We start from the raw sequence: 16,113 nt of genomic DNA, 5'->3' as shown, positions 1-16,113 counted from the left end.
AGCACCCACAGCGTTCAGAGCTCGTCCAGCGAGGTCAGCCCGTCCTGAATGGCCCTGGCGACCAGATTCGCCTTGGTCGTCGCGGGCCGTCCCGCGTTGGCGTACTTGATCCGTACCCGTTCCAGATAGGTGTTCACCGTACGTACGGAGATGCCCAGGCTCTCGCCGACCATGGCCTTCGACTCCGACTGGAACCACTCAAGCAGCACCTCCACCTCACGCGGGGTCAGCGCGGGGCGCCCCTTTCTGGCGTCGCTGCCGAAAGCACCGGCCAGCGCGGGCGGCGTATAGGGCCGGCAGTCGGCGGCGGCCAGGGTGGCGGCCATGAGATGCCGCTCGCCCTCGGCCTTCGTCAGATAGGTGAACGCGCCCAGATCCAGGCAGGTGAGGGCCGTCTCCTGGCTCTCCTGCATGGTGTAGATGATCACCTGGCGCTCCCGCGCGACCAGTTGCTTCAGCTCGGGGTACGCGGGCACTCCCTGGGAGAGCTGGAGGTCGAGCACCACCACATCCGCCGCCAGGCCGGGCCCGCTCATGGCTACGGAGAGGTCGGGGCCCTTGGCCGTGACGGTGATCGGCCGTTCCGACGCGGCGTACCAGGATTCGATCCCGGCGAGCACCACGGGATGATCGTCGATCAACGCCACGCTCACGGTTTCGTTTTCCGGCATGCCTCATCCTCCCCCCAACCGCGGGCGTCCCGCCATGCCCGGCCGAATGCGTCTACGTCGTCTACGCCTTGATGCGTAGAGTCCCCCGTCCATTCACGCCATCTCGTCCGTCCAGCCCGTCCTGTCCGTCCGTCTCACCCGTCGCTACACCGCGTCGTTCGAACGGGACATCCGCAGTGCGAGCTCCCGCAGCAGCTCCTCCGAGGTGATGTCCGTACGGCCGCTGTCATGGACCTCGGCCAGCTGCGCGAAGACGTAGGTGAACGCTCCGATCAGCTGCATCATCGGGGGCAGCGCGGCGGCGGTCACCGCGTGCGCCGCTTCGAGCGGGGTGGACTCCGGGGAGACCGTGAACGACGGGAAGACCTCGGCGAGCAGCGATCCGATCTGCCCCTCGCCGGAGCCCCCCTCGCCGGAGGCCCGTTCGCCGGTGCCTCCCGCGCCGGAGGCCCGCTCGCCGTCCCCCGCGCCGCCTTCCGCTCCGACGTCCCCGTCCGAGTCCCGGTTGGCGGTCCTGATCCACTCAGCGGACTGCGTGAGAATGCCGATGGCCCTGAGAACGACTTCGCTCTGCTCCATACCCAGAGCCTATGGCGGGTCACCACGATCCGTGGGCCGGTCCGTCGCTGTTCATGGCGAGGTCACGACATGGCCGCGACGCGGGCACGGTGCCCGCTCGGGCGCCGCGCCCGTGTCGCCCGCGCGAGGTGGAAGTGGGCAAAACCCGGACGCGGCACCGGGTTCGGACCTACCCTCAAGTGGTGTCGGGCGAGTCCGGCCGGGTGCTCGTTGTCGACGACAACAGGGTCATCAGGCAGCTGATCAGGGTCAATCTCGAACTAGAGGGGTTCGAGGTCGTGACCGCGGCCGATGGTGCCGAGTGCCTGGAAGTGGTACACGACGTCATGCCCGATGTCATCACCCTCGATGTGGTGATGCCGCGCCTCGACGGGGTCCGCACCGCCCAGCGGCTGCGCGCCGACCCCCGCACCAGCGATCTGCCGGTCGCGATCATCAGTGCCTGTACGCAGTACGAGGTGGACTCCGGCACCGCCGCCGGGGTGGACGCCTTCCTCGCCAAGCCCTTCGAGCCGGCCGAGCTGATCCGGCTCGTACGGCGGCTGACGCACCGGGACGGCCCGTCCTCGCGGGACGGCAGGCACGGTGTCGGGCGGGCCGGAAGCGCCCGCGGCTGACCGCATCGCGAAACCGGTTCGCGAAGAGGCCCCCCTCCTCCCATACGCTTGTCCCGTGACCCCCGCCGAGCTCTCCCGAACCGTACGGCGCGCCGTGTGCCGTGCGGTCGAGGACGACGCCCTCCCCGGGCCCGTGCCCGAACGGGTCATGGTCGAGCGGCCCCGTCCCGGCGGCCGGGGGGACTACGCCACCAATATCGCGCTGCGGCTGGCGGGCCCGGCCGGACGGCCACCCCGTGAGGTCGCCGAGATCGTGCGCGCGAGCATCCTCCGCTCCGCGGCCGACGCTGCCGACGCGGGCGACCACCGTTCCGCGGCCGACGCGGCTCCCGCGACGAGCCCCTGCATGGCTCCCGGTATCGACCGCATCGAGATCACCGGTCCCGGCTTCCTGAACTTCACCCTGGCCCGCGACAGCCGCGTCGAGCTGGTCCGTACGATCCTGCGCGCGGGACCGCGCTACGGACACGGCGACGCGCTCGCCGGTACGAGCGTGCTGCTCGCCCCCTCCGACGAGCCCCGGGCCGCCCTCTGGACCCGCACGGTCGTGGAACTGCTCCGTACTCAGGGCGCGCGAGCGGAGATCGTGCCCGGAGCCGGAGCCGTGGAGAGGCTCCGCCCGGTTCCCGCCCCCGCCGACGACGACCTCTTCGTCCGGCTCGGCCCCGACGCGGCCCGCTGGGGGCTGCTGCGGCCCGCCGTCCACGACCGCCCGCTCACCGGCGCCGACCTTCTCGCGCAGCGCGAGAGCAATCCCCTGTTCCGGGTGCGGTACGCGTATGCCCGTACGCGCGCACTCGCGCGCAACGCGGCGCACCTGGGCATCACCCCCGATCGAGCCCGCGCGCCGATCCCCGCCCCCACCCCCGATGCCCCCCCGATCCCCGAGATATCCGAGATCTCCGGGATCACGGAGATCACGGACCCCGTCCCGGAGATCACCACCGATCCCGGCGGCGCCACCGCGCTTCTCCTCACCGCCCTCGGCGACCACCCCACCGTCCTCGAAGCCGCCGCCCGGCTGCGCGCGCCCGATCGGCTCGCCCGCCATCTCGAACAGACCGCGGACGCGTTCCTGCGCTTCCAGGAGACCTGCCGCCCGCTGCCGCTCGGTGACGAGAAACCCTCGGCCGCCCACCGCTCCCGGCTCGCGCTCGCCGACGCCACCGGGACCGTGCTGGCCGGCGGCCTGTCCCTGCTCGGCATCGATGCCCCCGCATACCTCTGAAAAGAACCAAGAGAGCCAAGAACATGAGCCGTTCCGCACACCCCGCAGGCCCCCGCCACGCGGATGTCCTCCCCGAGGGCCACTACACCGCGCCCGCCGCCGACCTCAACGTCCTTGACGAGAAGGTCTGGTCACGCACGGTCCGCCGGAACGAGGACGGGGTGGCGACCGTCGCGGGGATCGAAGTGACCCGGCTGGCCGAGGAGTTCGGCACCCCCGCGTACATCCTCGACGAGGCGGACTTCCGCGCCCGCTGCCGCGCCTGGGCCGACGCCTTCGGCAAGGACGCCGATGTGTTCTACGCGGGCAAGGCGTTCCTCTCCCGGGCCGTGGTCCGCTGGCTCGATGAAGAGGGCCTCAACCTCGACGTCTGCTCCGGCGGTGAGCTCGCCACCGCGCTCGCGGCCGGTATGCCCGCCGAGCGGATCGCCTTCCACGGCAACAACAAGTCCGTCCAGGAGATCGAACGGGCCGTCTCCGCCGGCGTCGGCCGTATCGTCCTCGACTCCTTCCAGGAGATCGTCCAGGTCGCGCATGTCGCCCAGCGCCTCGGCAGGCGCCAGCCCGTCCAGATCCGGGTTACGGTCGGCGTCGAGGCGCATACCCACGAGTTCATCGCCACCGCGCACGAGGACCAGAAGTTCGGGGTCGCCCTCGCCGGCGGGCAGGCGGCGGAGGCCGTCAGGCGGGCCCTCAAGCTCGACGGGCTCGAACTGATCGGTATCCACTCCCACATCGGCTCGCAGATCTTCGACATGGCCGGTTTCGAGGTCTCCGCCCGCCGCGTCGTGCAACTCCTCGCCCAGGTGCGCGACGAGCACGGCGTGGAACTTCCCGAGATCGACCTCGGTGGCGGCCTCGGGATCGCGTACACCTCCGAGGACGATCCGCGCGAGCCGAACGACATCGCGAAGGCCCTCCGCGACATCGTCACCCGTGAGTGTGAGTCCGCCGGGCTGCGCACCCCGCGGATCTCCGTCGAGCCGGGGCGCGCGATCGTGGGGCCGACGGCCTTCACCCTGTACGAGGTCGGCACGATCAAGCCGCTCGAAGGGCTGCGAACGTATGTCAGTGTGGACGGTGGCATGTCCGACAACATCCGTACGGCCCTGTACGACGCCGAGTACAGCGTGGCGCTCGTCTCCCGCAGGTCCGACGCCGAGGCGATGCTGACGCGCGTCGTCGGCAAGCACTGCGAGAGCGGCGACATCGTCGTACGTGACGCGTTCCTGCCCGCCGATCTGGCGCCCGGTGATCTGATCGCCGTCCCCGCCACCGGCGCGTACTGCCGCTCGATGGCGAGCAACTACAACCACGCGCTCCGGCCGCCCGTCGTCGCCGTCAGGGACGGTGAGGCACGGGTGATCGTCCGGCGTGAGACGGAGGAAGATCTTCTGCGTCTCGATGTCGGTCACTGACATACATGTCTCGCGATCTGGACGAGGGACAGAAAGCCCCGTCCAGTGAGTGAGACTGGTTCGGATTCCTGCTTTAAACAGCTGTGATGGATGAAAGGCGTAGGTCGGATGATGCGTACGCGTCCGCTGAAGGTGGCGCTGCTGGGCTGTGGAGTGGTCGGCTCAGAGGTGGCGCGCATCATGACGACGCACGCCGACGACCTCGCGGCCCGGATCGGGGCCCCGGTCGAGCTGGCCGGGGTGGCCGTCCGGCGCCCCTCCAAGGTGCGTGAGGGCATCGATCCCGCGCTGATCACCACCGACGCCACCGCGCTGGTCAAGCGCGGCGACATCGACGTGGTCGTCGAGGTCATCGGCGGGATCGAACCCGCCCGGGCGCTGATCACCACCGCGTTCGAGCACGGCGCCTCCGTGGTCTCCGCCAACAAGGCCCTGCTCGCCGAGGACGGCGCGACGCTCTACGCGGCGGCCGAGCGGCACGGCCGGGATCTGTATTTCGAGGCGGCCGTCGCCGGCGCCATCCCGCTGATCAGGCCGCTGCGCGAGTCCCTCGCCGGTGACAAGGTGAACAGGGTCCTCGGCATCGTCAACGGCACCACCAACTTCATCCTCGACCGGATGGACACCGCGGGCTCCGGCTACTCCGAAGCGCTCGACGAGGCCACCGCCCTCGGCTACGCGGAGGCCGACCCGACCGCCGACGTCGAGGGCTTCGACGCCGCCGCCAAGGCCGCGATCCTCGCCGGGATCGCCTTCCACACCCGGGTACGGCTCGACGATGTGCACCGCGAGGGCATCACGGAGGTCACCTCCGCCGACCTCGCCTCGGCGAAACGGATGGGCTGCACCGTCAAACTCCTCGCCATCTGTGAGCGCGCCGCCGACGGCCGGTCCGTCACCGCGCGGGTCCACCCGGCGATGATCCCGCTCAGCCATCCGCTCGCCTCCGTGCGCGAGGCGTACAACGCCGTCTTCGTCGAGGCCGAGGCGGCCGGACAGCTGATGTTCTACGGCCCCGGCGCCGGCGGCTCCCCGACCGCCTCCGCCGTGCTCGGCGACCTCGTCGCCGTCTGTCGCAACAAGCTCAACGAGGCCACGGGCCCCGGCGAGTCGGCGTACACCCAGCTGCCCGTGAGCCCCATGGGCGAGGTCGTGACGCGCTACCACATCAGTCTCGACGTGGCCGACAAACCGGGCGTACTCGCCCAGGTCGCCACGGTCTTCGCCGAGCATGGTGTATCGATCGATACGGTACGTCAGCAAGGCCGGCAGGACGGTGGCGGTGAAGCCGCCCTCGTCGTCGTCACCCACCGCGCGCCGGACGCCGCCCTCTCCGGGACGGTCGAAGCGCTGCGCAAGCTCGACACCGTGCGCGGTGTCGCCAGCATCATGCGCGTAGAAGGGGAGTAAGGGACCCATGACCAGCATCGGTACCCACCAGGGCACCCACCAGTGGCGAGGCATCATCGAGGAGTACCGGGACCGCCTCCCGGTGACGGACGGGACGCAGGTCGTCACGCTCCGTGAGGGTGGTACGCCACTCGTCCCGGCGCAGGTGCTGTCCGAGCGCACGGGATGTGACGTTCATCTCAAGGTCGAGGGCGCCAACCCCACCGGATCCTTCAAGGACCGTGGCATGACCATGGCCATCACCCGGGCCAAGGAGGAGGGCGCCCAGGCGGTCATCTGCGCCTCCACCGGCAACACCTCGGCCTCGGCCGCCGCCTACGCGGTGCGCGCCGGAATGGTCTGCGCCGTGCTCGTACCCCAGGGAAAGATCGCGCTGGGCAAGATGGGCCAGGCGCTCGTCCACGGCGCGCGCATCCTCCAGGTCGAGGGCAACTTCGACGACTGTCTGACGCTGGCGCGCTCACTGTCCGACAACTACCCGGTGGCGCTGGTCAATTCGGTCAATCCGGTCCGTATCGAAGGCCAGAAGACCGCCGCCTTCGAAATCGTGGACGCGCTGGGCGACGCCCCCGACATCCATGTGCTGCCCGTCGGGAACGCCGGCAACATCACGGCGTACTGGAAGGGCTACACCCAGTACGCCGCCGACGGCCCCGCCGCGAGCACCCCGCGGATGTGGGGCTACCAGGCGTCCGGCTCCGCGCCGATCGTGCGCGGCGAGATCGTCAAGGACCCCCACACCGTCGCCACCGCGATCCGGATCGGCAACCCGGCGTCCTGGCAGTTCGCGCTGGCGGCCCGTGACGAGTCCGGCGGCTTCATCGACGAGGTGACCGACCGGCAGATCCTGGCCGCCTACCGGCTGTTGGCCTCTCAGGAGGGCGTCTTCGTCGAGCCCGCCTCGGCCGCCTCGGTCGCCGGACTGCTCAAGGCCGCGGAAGAGGGCAAGGTCGACCCCGGCCAGCGCATCGTCTGCACCGTCACGGGAAACGGCCTCAAGGACCCGGACTGGGCGGTCGCGGGGGCGCCCCAGCCGGTCACCGTACCGGTGGACGCGGTCGCGGCGGCCCAGCGCCTGGGCCTGGCGTAGAAACCGGCCAGGCGTAGAAACCGGCCACAGGAACGTCCAGCGCCACCGGCCCGGCCTTCGGCGCACAGGAGCCGTGCGACACGCATCGTGCGCCTCCTGTGCGCCCTATGTCGCCATGGAACCTTCCTTCGATAAGCTGTACTCAACCCGCCCCGCCGCATATGCCGCGGTGTTGCCCCTGTGGCCCTCGGGTGTTCCGTATGTCCTCGAACATCTCGCAGCAGCCCCTGTCTCGCAGCCGAATCCCGCAGTCACCACCCCGGTAGTCCCGCAGCCACAAGGAGAGTCGTCAGAGCGATGGCCGGTCCCGCGTTCCGCGCCGCCGCCGTACGGGTGCGCACCCCCGCCACCAGCGCCAATCTCGGTCCGGGCTTCGACGCCTTCGGCCTGTCGCTGGGGCTCTACGACGACGTGGTCGTCCGCGTCGCCGATTCCGGCCTGCATGTCGACATCGCGGGTGAGGGCGCGGAAACGCTTCCCCGTGACGAGAACCACCTGCTCGTACGGTCCCTGCGCACGGCCTTCGAACTGCTCGGCGGGCAGCCGCGCGGCCTGGAGGTCGTCTGCGCCAACCGCATCCCGCACGGTCGCGGTCTGGGCTCCTCGTCGGCCGCGATCTGCGCCGGGATCGTCGCCGCGCGCGCGGTGACCATAGGCGGCGACGTCCGGCTGGACGACGTGGCCCTGCTCGAACTGGCCACCGAGATCGAGGGGCACCCCGACAATGTCGCCGCCTGTCTGCTCGGCGGATTCACGGTGGCCTGGATGGACGGCGGGGCGGCGCGCGCCATCAGGATGAAGCCCGCCGATTCCATCGTTCCGGTGGTTTTCGTGCCCGGGAGCCCGGTTCTCACCGAGACCGCCCGCGGTCTGCTGCCGCGTAACGTCCCGCATGTGGACGCGGCGGTCAACGCAGGCCGTGCGGCCCTGCTCGTAGAGGCCCTGACCAGGCGCCCCGAGCTGCTGCTCGCGGCCACCGAGGACCGGCTCCACCAGGACTATCGGACCCCGGCGATGCCGCAGAGCATCGCACTTGTCAACCGACTGCGCGCGGACGGCGTCCCCGCGGTCATCTCCGGCGCGGGCCCCACGGTCCTCGCGCTGGTCGAGGACGGTGCGGCCGACAAGGTCGCACGGCTCGCGGGCGAGGGATGGGCGGCCAATCGGCTCTCCCTCGACGACGCCGGGACGAGCGTTCTGCCGCTCGGCTCGTAGCCACAGGAGATTGCCGGTGAGTGAGAGGGGGAATGTTTGTTGGAGCCGGTAGTGTTAACCTCAAGTCTGCAACCGACGTCTTTGAGGCGCGGTGCTTCGTGTCCCGCTTCGGGACCACCCTTCTTCCGGGAGCCTCCCCAACTGCCTGAGCAGCCTGCCTGAGCAGTTTTGAGCACGCACCGGAACCGGCACGACACCCCCCGCTTTTCCCAGTGGTGGGCCGAGCAGGGGGACCTCGGGCCGGACCCATCGCACGTATGCACGTTTGCAGATTTCTCCGCCATACCCGGCGGGACCACCGCCCCGGCACGGTCCACAAGACAGGACCGCAGTCGGACAGCACAACCGGTCGCCGAGCCAGAAGGCCGACGTCCGCTCCAGGGAAGGACCCTTCGTGAGCGACACCACCGATCTGATGGGCGTGACTGCCGACAGCACTGTCGACACGACCGCGCCCGCCGAAGGTGCTGCCACTGGCACCACCGCACGGCGCCGCCGCTCCGGCACCGGCCTCGACGGCATGGTCCTGGCCGAGCTGCAGCAGGTCGCGTCAGGCCTCGGCATCAGGGGCACCGCGCGGATGCGCAAGAGCCAGCTGATCGAGGTCATCAAGGAGGCGCAGGCCGGGGGTTCGTCCGCCGCCAAGAGCGCCGACTCCGGCAGCGCCGACGCCGAGACCAAGCCGAAGCGGCGCGCGACCTCCAAGGCACGCACGGGCGATGCCGCCGAGGACACGTCCGGCAAGGCCGAGACGGCCGTGGCCCAGCAGCAGATCGACATCCCCGGCCAGCCCGCCAGTGACGATCAGCCCACGGGCGAGCGCCGCCGTCGCAGGGCCACCGCGCAGGCGGGCAGCCCCGAGACCGCCGCGGACGCCAGGGCCGAAGCCCCGGCCGATGTCAAGGTCGAGGCTCAGCCCGACGCCAAGGCCGAGGCGGCCGTCTCCGCGTCCGCCAACGGCTCGGCGCAGGCCGAGGCCGACGGCCGGCGCGGCGAGCGCCAGGACCGCGGTCAGCGCGGCGACCGTGACCGCGGCGAGCGCGGCGACCGCCGTGACCGCCAGCGCGACCGCCGGGGCAAGGGCGAGGAGCAGCAGGGCGGCCAGGGCGGTCAGCAGCAGGGCGGCGGCAGCCGCCAGCAGCGCGACAACCGCGGCGGCGGCCAGGGCCAGGGCCAGGGCGGCGGCCAGAACACCGGCCCGCAGGACGACTTCGACGACGAGGCGGGCGGCCGGCGCGGCCGGCGCGGGCGCTACCGCGACCGCCGTGGCCGCCGCGGCCGTGACGAGTTCGGGCCCGGCGAGCCGCAGGTCGCCGACGACGATGTGCTGATCCCCGTCGCGGGCATCCTCGACATCCTCGACAACTACGCGTTCATCAGGACGTCCGGCTACCTGCCGGGGCCCAACGACGTGTACGTCTCGCTCGCCCAGGTCCGCAAGAACGGCCTGCGCAAGGGTGACCATGTCACCGGCGCGGTCCGCCAGCCCAAGGAAGGCGAGCGCCGCGAGAAGTTCAACGCGCTGGTCCGCCTCGACTCCGTCAACGGCATGGCGCCCGAAACCGGCCGCGGCCGACCGGAGTTCCAGAAGTTGACGCCGCTCTACCCGCAGGACCGGCTCCGGCTGGAGACCGACCCGGGTGTGCTGACGACGCGGATCATCGACCTGGTCGCCCCCATCGGCAAGGGCCAGCGCGGTCTGATCGTGGCCCCGCCGAAGACCGGTAAGACCATGATCCTCCAGGCCATCGCCAACGCGATCACGGTCAACAGCCCCGAGTGCCATCTGATGGTCGTCCTCGTCGACGAGCGCCCGGAAGAGGTCACCGACATGCAGCGGTCGGTCAAGGGCGAGGTCATCTCCTCGACCTTCGACCGCCCGGCCGAGGACCACACCACCGTCGCCGAACTGGCCATCGAGCGCGCCAAGCGCCTGGTGGAGCTGGGTCACGACGTGGTCGTCCTGCTGGACTCCATCACCCGTCTGGGCCGTGCGTACAACCTCGCGGCTCCCGCCTCCGGGCGCATCCTGTCCGGTGGTGTCGACTCGACCGCGCTCTACCCGCCGAAGCGCTTCTTCGGCGCGGCGCGCAACATCGAGGACGGCGGCTCGCTGACCATCCTGGCCACCGCGCTGGTCGAGACCGGCTCGCGGATGGACGAGGTGATCTTCGAGGAGTTCAAGGGCACCGGCAACATGGAGCTCAAGCTCGACCGGAAGCTCTCCGACAAGCGCATCTTCCCGGCGGTGGACGTGGACGCGTCCAGCACCCGTAAGGAAGAGATCCTGCTCGGCAGCGACGAGCTCGCTGTCGTCTGGAAGCTGCGCCGCGTGCTGCACGCCCTCGACCAGCAGCAGGCGATCGAGCTGCTGCTGGACAAGATGAAGCAGACGAAGTCGAACGCGGAGTTCCTGCTCCAGATCCAGAAGACGACGCCCGGCCCCGGCAACGGCAACGGCACCGACTGACCGGGACTGACCAGGTCCGACGCTCACGGACATCCGCCTTCTCGCTCCGGCGAGGGGGCGGTTTTCCGTCTCCGGGCCCGCGCCCGCGGACCTGCCACAGCGTGCCGTCCCACCCTTCTCGGTGCTTCACTGTGGGGACGAGTGGCGACAGAACGCCCCACATCACCCGGCGGGAGGCAGCGGAACCGGCGCGACGGATGAGGGAGACCATGACCGACCGGAGCGACAGCCGAATACGTGGCGGCGACAGGCGCCGCAAGACCTCGGGCAAGCGCCGGCGCGCGACCACCTTCCTGGCGTGGTTCGCCGCGGCTCTGGTGCTCCTCGGCGGCTCCGGGCTCGGTTACGTCTATGTCAAGCTCGACGGCAATCTCTCGGGCATCGACATCAACGCCCTGCTGGGCCGCGACCGCCCGCCCGACGCCGACAACGGCTCCGAGGACATCCTCGTCCTCGGCTCCGACTCCAGGTCCGGCGCGAACGCCGTGTACGGCCAGGACGGCGGCGGCGCCCGCTCCGACACCGCGATGGTCGTCCATGTCCACAAGGGCCACAAGACGGCCAGCGTCGTCTCGATACCCCGGGACACCCTGATCGACCGTCCCGAGTGCACCGACTCCAAGGGCGCCACCGTGCCCGGCGCGCGGCTCGCCATGTTCAACACGGCGTACGAGGTCGGTGGCGCCGCCTGCGCCGTGAAGACCGTCGAGACGATGTCCGGTGTCCGCATGGATCACTACATCGAGGTCGATTTCACCGGCTTCAAGAAGCTCGTCGACCAGCTCGGCGGCGTCCGGATCACCACCACGCGGGCCATCGACGACCCCAAGAGCCATCTGAGGCTCGCGCCCGGCACCCACACGCTCGACGGTGAGCAGTCCCTCGGTCTCGTACGCACCCGCCACAGCGTCGGCGACGGCAGCGACCTGGGCCGGATAGAGCTCCAGCAGGCCTTCGTCAAGGCGCTGATCGACCAGGTCAGGAGCATTGGCCTGTTCAGCAGCCCGAAGAAGCTGTACGACCTCGCCGACACCGCCACCCGCGCGATCACCCCCGACTCCGAGCTCGATTCGATCCCCGAACTGGTCGGATTCGCCGACAGCCTCAAGAACCTCGGGGCCAAGGACGTCCAGATGATCACGCTCCCGGTCCGGTACGACCCCGCCGACCGGAACCGCGTGCTGCCCCTCCAGGCCGAATCCGAGCAGGTCTGGACGGCTCTCAGGCAGGACAGGCCCATCCCCGCCTCCGCGACCAGGGACTCCGCGGGCGACCAGGGCGACGCGAATGGCGTGGTGGAGGGCGGCTGACCGGCCCGCACCCCGCGATCCGCGCGCCGTCCCCCGTACCTCGCCCGCCCGCCCCCGCGATCCGCCCGCCGAGGCACCGGCTTTCCATGGGTTGTGGGGCGGAATCCGGAATACTTTCCGCCGCACCCCGGTTTTGGGAGATACGGCCGGTCCTGGCAGACTGGTACGTCGGTCCCGGTTCACGCACGCGCACTCCGCACGTGCGACCCGGCACCCTCCCCGCCTCCGCGCGGGGAAGTTCCCTAGGAGAACCCCTTGAAGCGCGACATCCACCCCGCGTACGTCGAGACCCAGGTCAGCTGCACCTGCGGTGCGTCGTTCACCACCCGGAGCACCATCGAGTCCGGCACCATCCGTGCCGACCTCTGCTCCGAGTGCCACCCGTTCTACACGGGCAAGCAGAAGATCCTCGACACCGGTGGCCGCGTGGCCCGCTTCGAGGCCCGCTTCGGCAAGGCCGCCGCCTCCGCCAACAAGTAGCGAGCAACCGCGCCGGTTCTCGGTGCCCCGTTGACCGGGGCGCCGAGACCGGCGCTTTGGCGTCCCGAAGCACCTTTCGTACGGAAACCAGGAGCCCCCGATGTTCGAGGCGGTCGAGGAACTGATCGGCGAGCACGCCGATCTGGAGAAGAAGCTCGCCGACCCGTCGGTCCACGCGGACCAGGGACACGCGCGCAAGCTCAACAAGCGTTACGCCGAACTCACCCCGATCATCGGCACCTACCGCTCCTGGAAGCAGACCGGTGAGGACATCGTCACCGCCCGCGAGTTCGCGGCCGACGATCCCGATTTCGCCGCCGAGGTCAAGGAACTGGAGAAGCGGCGCGAGGAGCTGACCGAGAAGCTCCGCCTGCTGCTCGTACCGCGCGACCCCAGCGACGACAAGGACGTCATCCTGGAGGTCAAGGCCGGCGCGGGCGGCGACGAGTCGGCGCTCTTCGCGGGCGACCTGCTGCGCATGTATCTGCGGTATGCGGAGCGCGTCGGCTGGAAGACCGAGATCATCGACGCCACCGAATCCGAGCTGGGCGGCTACAAGGACGTCCAGGTCGCCGTGAAGACCAAGGGCGGCAACGGCGCCACCGAGCCAGGACAGGGCGTCTGGGCCCGGCTGAAGTACGAGGGCGGGGTGCACCGCGTACAGCGCGTGCCGTCCACCGAGTCGCAGGGCCGTATCCACACCTCCGCCGCCGGTGTGCTCGTCACGCCCGAGGCGGAGGAGGTCGACGTCGAGATCCACGCGAACGATCTGCGGATCGACGTCTACCGCTCCTCGGGACCCGGCGGCCAGTCCGTCAACACCACCGACTCCGCTGTCCGCATCACCCATCTGCCGACCGGCGTCGTCGCCTCCTGCCAGAACGAGAAGAGCCAGCTCCAGAACAAGGAGCAGGCCATGCGTATCCTTCGCTCGCGGCTTCTCGCGGCGGCGCAGGAGGAGGCGGAGAAGAACGCCGCGGACGCCCGGCGCAGCCAGGTGCGGACGGTCGACAGGTCCGAGAAGATCCGGACGTACAACTTCCCGGAAAACCGGATCTCCGACCACCGCGTCGGCTTCAAGGCGTACAACTTGGACCAGGTGCTCGACGGAGAGCTGGACGCGGTCATCCAGGCCTGCGTCGACGCCGACTCCGCGGCGAAGCTCGCCGCCGCCCAGTAACCACTCTCGCAGTCCGGAGGAACCAGCGTGCAGCCACTTCCCGGTGGGCACAGCGACCCTCAGCGGCTCCGTCGCGGGCCCGCCGGCCGCGGCAGCCTGCTGCTCGCCGAGGTGGCCCAGGCCACTCAGCGGCTGGCGGACGCGGGCGTGCCCTCGCCGCGCTTCGACGCGGAGGAGCTCGCCGCGTATGTGCACGGGGTCAAGCGGGGAGAGCTGCACAACGTCAAGGACGCGGACTTCGACGCCCGCTACTGGGAGGCCGTGGCCCGCCGCGAGGCCCGCGAGCCGCTCCAGCACATCACCGGACGTGCCTTCTTCCGCTATCTGGAACTCCAGGTGGGCCCCGGCGTGTTCGTGCCGCGCCCGGAGACCGAGTCGGTCGTCGGCTGGGCGATAGACGCCGTACGCGCCATGGACGTCGTGGAGCCGCTGATCGTCGACCTGTGCGCGGGCTCCGGCGCGATCGCGCTCGCGATGGCACAGGAGGTGCCGCGCTCGCGCGTACACGCCGTGGAGCTGTCCGAGCAGGCCCTCGCCTGGACGCGGAAGAACGCGGAGGGGTCCAGGGTCACCGTCCACCAGGGAGACGCCCTGAGCGCCCTCACGGAGCTCGACGGCCAGGTCGACCTGGTCATCTCCAATCCGCCGTACATCCCGCTGACCGAGTGGGAGTACGTCGCGCCCGAGGCCCGTGACCACGATCCGGAGATGGCCCTCTTCTCCGGCGAGGACGGCCTCGACACGATCCGTGGCATCGAACGCACCGCGCACCGGCTGCTGCGGCCCGGCGGTCTGGTCGTCGTCGAGCACGCGGACACCCAGGGCGGCCAGGTGCCATGGATCTTCAGCGAGGAATCCGGCTGGGCCGACGCCGCCGACCACCCCGACCTGAACAAGCGACCGCGCTTCGCGACAGCCCGTAAGGCCATGCCGTGACCGCGCCGGCCGCACGGAGCGCAGCACCGGGCGCCGTTTCGAGCGCCGCACAGACAGCCGCACCGGCGGCGAACCGGGCATCACACCACAGGAGGGCCGGCTAAATGGCACGGCGATACGACTGCAACGACGCGACCGACCGTACGACGGGTCTGCGCGAGGCCGCGTCGGCCGTCCGCCGTAGTGAGCTGGTCGTGCTGCCCACCGACACCGTCTACGGGATCGGTGCGGACGCCTTCAGCTCCGAGGCCGTCTCCGATCTGCTGGCGGCCAAGGGGCGTGGCCGCAATATGCCCACCCCTGTCCTGATCGGTTCCCCGAACACCCTGCACGGCCTTGTCACCGACTTCTCCGAGCAGGCCTGGGAACTGGTCGACGCGTTCTGGCCCGGCGCCCTCACCCTCGTCGCCAAGCACCAGCCGTCCCTCCAGTGGGACCTCGGGGACACCCGCGGCACCGTCGCCATCCGGATGCCGCTGCACCCCGTCGCCATCGAACTGCTCACCGAGGTCGGCCCGATGGCCGTCTCCAGCGCCAATCTCACGGGACACCCGGCCCCCGAGGACTGCGATGCCGCGCAGGAGATGCTCGGGGACGCCGTCTCCGTCTATCTGGACGGCGGCCCGACGCCCGGGATCGTCCCCTCCTCGATCGTCGACGTCACCGGCGGGGTCCCGGTGCTGCTGCGGGCCGGCGCCCTGGACGCGGACGAGCTCCGCAAGGTGGTACCCGACCTTGAGGTGGCCAATTGACCGCCCCTGAGGGGCGTGGCATAGCGGAGAACGTATTCACCGGCAACACCTTCCGCATCCTCCACGTCAGCACCGGCAACGTGTGCCGCTCGCCCATCACCGAGCGGCTGAACCGGCATGCCCTGACCGTCCGCCTCGGCGAGCGGCTCACCGGCGGCCTGATCGTGGAGAGCGCGGGCACCTGGGGGCACGAGGGCGCCGCCATGGAGGCCAACGCCGAAGCCGTGCTGGCCGACTTCGGCGCGGACGCCTCCGGCTTCGTCGGCCGTGAGCTGCTCGACGAACATGTCATCCGTGCCGACCTGGTCCTCACCGCGACCCGCGACCACCGCGCCCAGGTGATCTCCATGGGCCACTCGGCGGGGCTGCGTACCTTCACGCTCAAGGAGTTCACCCGGCTGGTGCGCGCCATAGACCCGGCGACGCTGCCCGACCCCCTCGACGAGGGCGTGGTCGAGCGCGCCCGCGCCCTGGTCCGCGCGGCGGCGGCGCTCCGCGGCTGGTTGCTGGCGCCCACGGCGGACGCGGACGAGGTCTACGACCCGTACGGGGCGCCCATCACGTTCTTCCGCTCCATCGGCGAGGAGATCCACCAGGCGCTGGACCCGGTCGTCACGGCGCTGACGGGTGTCCCGGCGCGGCCGGGGTTGCCTTAGACGGGCCGGGGATCGGGGCACAGACAGACGTGAGCGCCTGCGTTTCCGCACCGCCGCGCGGCCCCTCCTTTTGAGGGCTCGGTTCGCCTCCGGGCGCCTTA

15 protein-coding genes are annotated in these 16,113 nt (G+C 70.6%); 13 read left to right on the top strand and 2 right to left on the bottom strand.

Going from position 1 to position 16,113, the window contains the following annotated elements; all coding sequences use genetic code 11:
- Positions 1-14: 14 nt before the first annotated feature.
- Both ABTZ59_RS18410 and ABTZ59_RS18405 read right to left on the bottom strand, forming a co-directional pair.
- Positions 15-671 (bottom strand): DNA-binding response regulator, encoded by a 657-nt coding sequence (locus tag ABTZ59_RS18410; protein WP_351400109.1) that lies wholly within the window; start codon positions 669-671, stop codon positions 15-17.
- Positions 672-815: 144 nt separating this feature from the next.
- A complete protein-coding gene (locus ABTZ59_RS18405; RefSeq protein ID WP_351400100.1) occupies positions 816-1,250 on the bottom strand; it encodes a hypothetical protein in 435 nt (144 codons plus the stop codon).
- 134 nt (positions 1,251-1,384) lie between these two features.
- Between ABTZ59_RS18405 and ABTZ59_RS18400 the strand changes: the two genes are divergently transcribed.
- The 13 genes from ABTZ59_RS18400 to ABTZ59_RS18340 all read left to right on the top strand — a co-directional run bounded on the left by ABTZ59_RS18400 (position 1,385) and on the right by ABTZ59_RS18340 (position 16,012).
- Positions 1,385-1,867: a response regulator gene (locus ABTZ59_RS18400; protein ID WP_351400095.1), complete on the top strand. Its 483-nt coding sequence runs from the start codon at positions 1,385-1,387 to the stop codon at positions 1,865-1,867.
- A gap of 55 nt (positions 1,868-1,922) precedes the next feature.
- A complete protein-coding gene (nrtL, locus tag ABTZ59_RS18395; protein WP_351400065.1) occupies positions 1,923-3,095 on the top strand; it encodes an ArgS-related anticodon-binding protein NrtL in 1,173 nt (390 codons plus the stop codon).
- Positions 3,096-3,118: 23 nt separating this feature from the next.
- Entirely contained in the window at positions 3,119-4,513 is a 1,395-nt protein-coding gene (lysA, locus tag ABTZ59_RS18390; RefSeq protein WP_351400052.1) for a diaminopimelate decarboxylase, read from the top strand.
- A gap of 108 nt (positions 4,514-4,621) precedes the next feature.
- Positions 4,622-5,923, top strand: coding sequence for a homoserine dehydrogenase (locus ABTZ59_RS18385; protein WP_351400036.1), 1,302 nt, complete (start codon positions 4,622-4,624; stop codon positions 5,921-5,923).
- A 7-nt stretch (positions 5,924-5,930) separates the two neighbouring features.
- On the top strand, positions 5,931-7,013 hold the full coding sequence (gene thrC / locus ABTZ59_RS18380) for a threonine synthase (RefSeq protein WP_351400015.1): 1,083 nt from the start codon (positions 5,931-5,933) through the stop codon (positions 7,011-7,013).
- 297 nt (positions 7,014-7,310) lie between these two features.
- A complete protein-coding gene (gene thrB, locus ABTZ59_RS18375) occupies positions 7,311-8,228 on the top strand; it encodes a homoserine kinase (protein WP_351400000.1) in 918 nt (305 codons plus the stop codon).
- Positions 8,229-8,622: 394 nt separating this feature from the next.
- On the top strand, positions 8,623-10,698 hold the full coding sequence (gene rho, locus ABTZ59_RS18370; protein ID WP_351399988.1) for a transcription termination factor Rho: 2,076 nt from the start codon (positions 8,623-8,625) through the stop codon (positions 10,696-10,698).
- 209 nt (positions 10,699-10,907) lie between these two features.
- Positions 10,908-12,008 (top strand): LCP family protein, encoded by a 1,101-nt coding sequence (locus tag ABTZ59_RS18365; RefSeq protein WP_351399971.1) that lies wholly within the window; start codon positions 10,908-10,910, stop codon positions 12,006-12,008.
- A gap of 255 nt (positions 12,009-12,263) precedes the next feature.
- Positions 12,264-12,488 carry a 50S ribosomal protein L31 gene (gene rpmE, locus ABTZ59_RS18360; RefSeq protein ID WP_351399950.1) on the top strand — a complete coding sequence of 75 codons (225 nt, stop codon included), beginning with the start codon at positions 12,264-12,266 and terminating at the stop codon, positions 12,486-12,488.
- A 100-nt stretch (positions 12,489-12,588) separates the two neighbouring features.
- Complete coding sequence (gene prfA, locus ABTZ59_RS18355; RefSeq protein WP_351399928.1) at positions 12,589-13,668, top strand: peptide chain release factor 1; 1,080 nt, start codon at positions 12,589-12,591, stop codon at positions 13,666-13,668.
- 96 nt (positions 13,669-13,764) lie between these two features.
- Positions 13,765-14,604 (top strand): peptide chain release factor N(5)-glutamine methyltransferase, encoded by an 840-nt coding sequence (gene prmC / locus ABTZ59_RS18350; RefSeq protein WP_351400288.1) that lies wholly within the window; start codon positions 13,765-13,767, stop codon positions 14,602-14,604.
- A 104-nt stretch (positions 14,605-14,708) separates the two neighbouring features.
- The gene (locus ABTZ59_RS18345; protein WP_351399911.1) at positions 14,709-15,356 is read left to right on the top strand and encodes an L-threonylcarbamoyladenylate synthase; all 648 of its coding nucleotides are present in this window, start codon (positions 14,709-14,711) and stop codon (positions 15,354-15,356) included.
- Positions 15,353-16,012, top strand: a complete 660-nt coding sequence (locus ABTZ59_RS18340) for an arsenate reductase/protein-tyrosine-phosphatase family protein (protein ID WP_351399891.1) — start codon at positions 15,353-15,355, stop codon at positions 16,010-16,012. Before ABTZ59_RS18345 ends, ABTZ59_RS18340 begins: the two co-directional genes overlap by 4 nt.
- Positions 16,013-16,113: the final 101 nt, after the last annotated feature.

It is taken from the genome of Streptomyces sp. NPDC094034, from assembly GCF_040303865.1.
Taxonomy (GTDB): Bacteria; Actinomycetota; Actinomycetes; order Streptomycetales; family Streptomycetaceae; genus Streptomyces.
This window is presented reverse-complemented; position numbering and strand designations above follow the sequence as displayed.

Excerpts from the sequence above, each read along its gene's own strand:
- ABTZ59_RS18410 (WP_351400109.1), bottom strand. The coding sequence starts at position 671 with ATGCCGGAAAACGAAACCGTGAGCGTGGCGTTGATCGACGATCATCCC.
- ABTZ59_RS18405 (WP_351400100.1), bottom strand. The coding sequence starts at position 1,250 with ATGGAGCAGAGCGAAGTCGTTCTCAGGGCCATCGGCATTCTCACGCAG.
- lysA (WP_351400052.1), top strand. The coding sequence starts at position 3,119 with ATGAGCCGTTCCGCACACCCCGCAGGCCCCCGCCACGCGGATGTCCTC.
- ABTZ59_RS18385 (WP_351400036.1), top strand. The coding sequence starts at position 4,622 with ATGATGCGTACGCGTCCGCTGAAGGTGGCGCTGCTGGGCTGTGGAGTG.
- thrC (WP_351400015.1), top strand. The coding sequence starts at position 5,931 with ATGACCAGCATCGGTACCCACCAGGGCACCCACCAGTGGCGAGGCATC.
- thrB (WP_351400000.1), top strand. The coding sequence starts at position 7,311 with ATGGCCGGTCCCGCGTTCCGCGCCGCCGCCGTACGGGTGCGCACCCCC.
- ABTZ59_RS18365 (WP_351399971.1), top strand. The coding sequence starts at position 10,908 with ATGACCGACCGGAGCGACAGCCGAATACGTGGCGGCGACAGGCGCCGC.
- prfA (WP_351399928.1), top strand. The coding sequence starts at position 12,589 with ATGTTCGAGGCGGTCGAGGAACTGATCGGCGAGCACGCCGATCTGGAG.
- ABTZ59_RS18345 (WP_351399911.1), top strand. The coding sequence starts at position 14,709 with ATGGCACGGCGATACGACTGCAACGACGCGACCGACCGTACGACGGGT.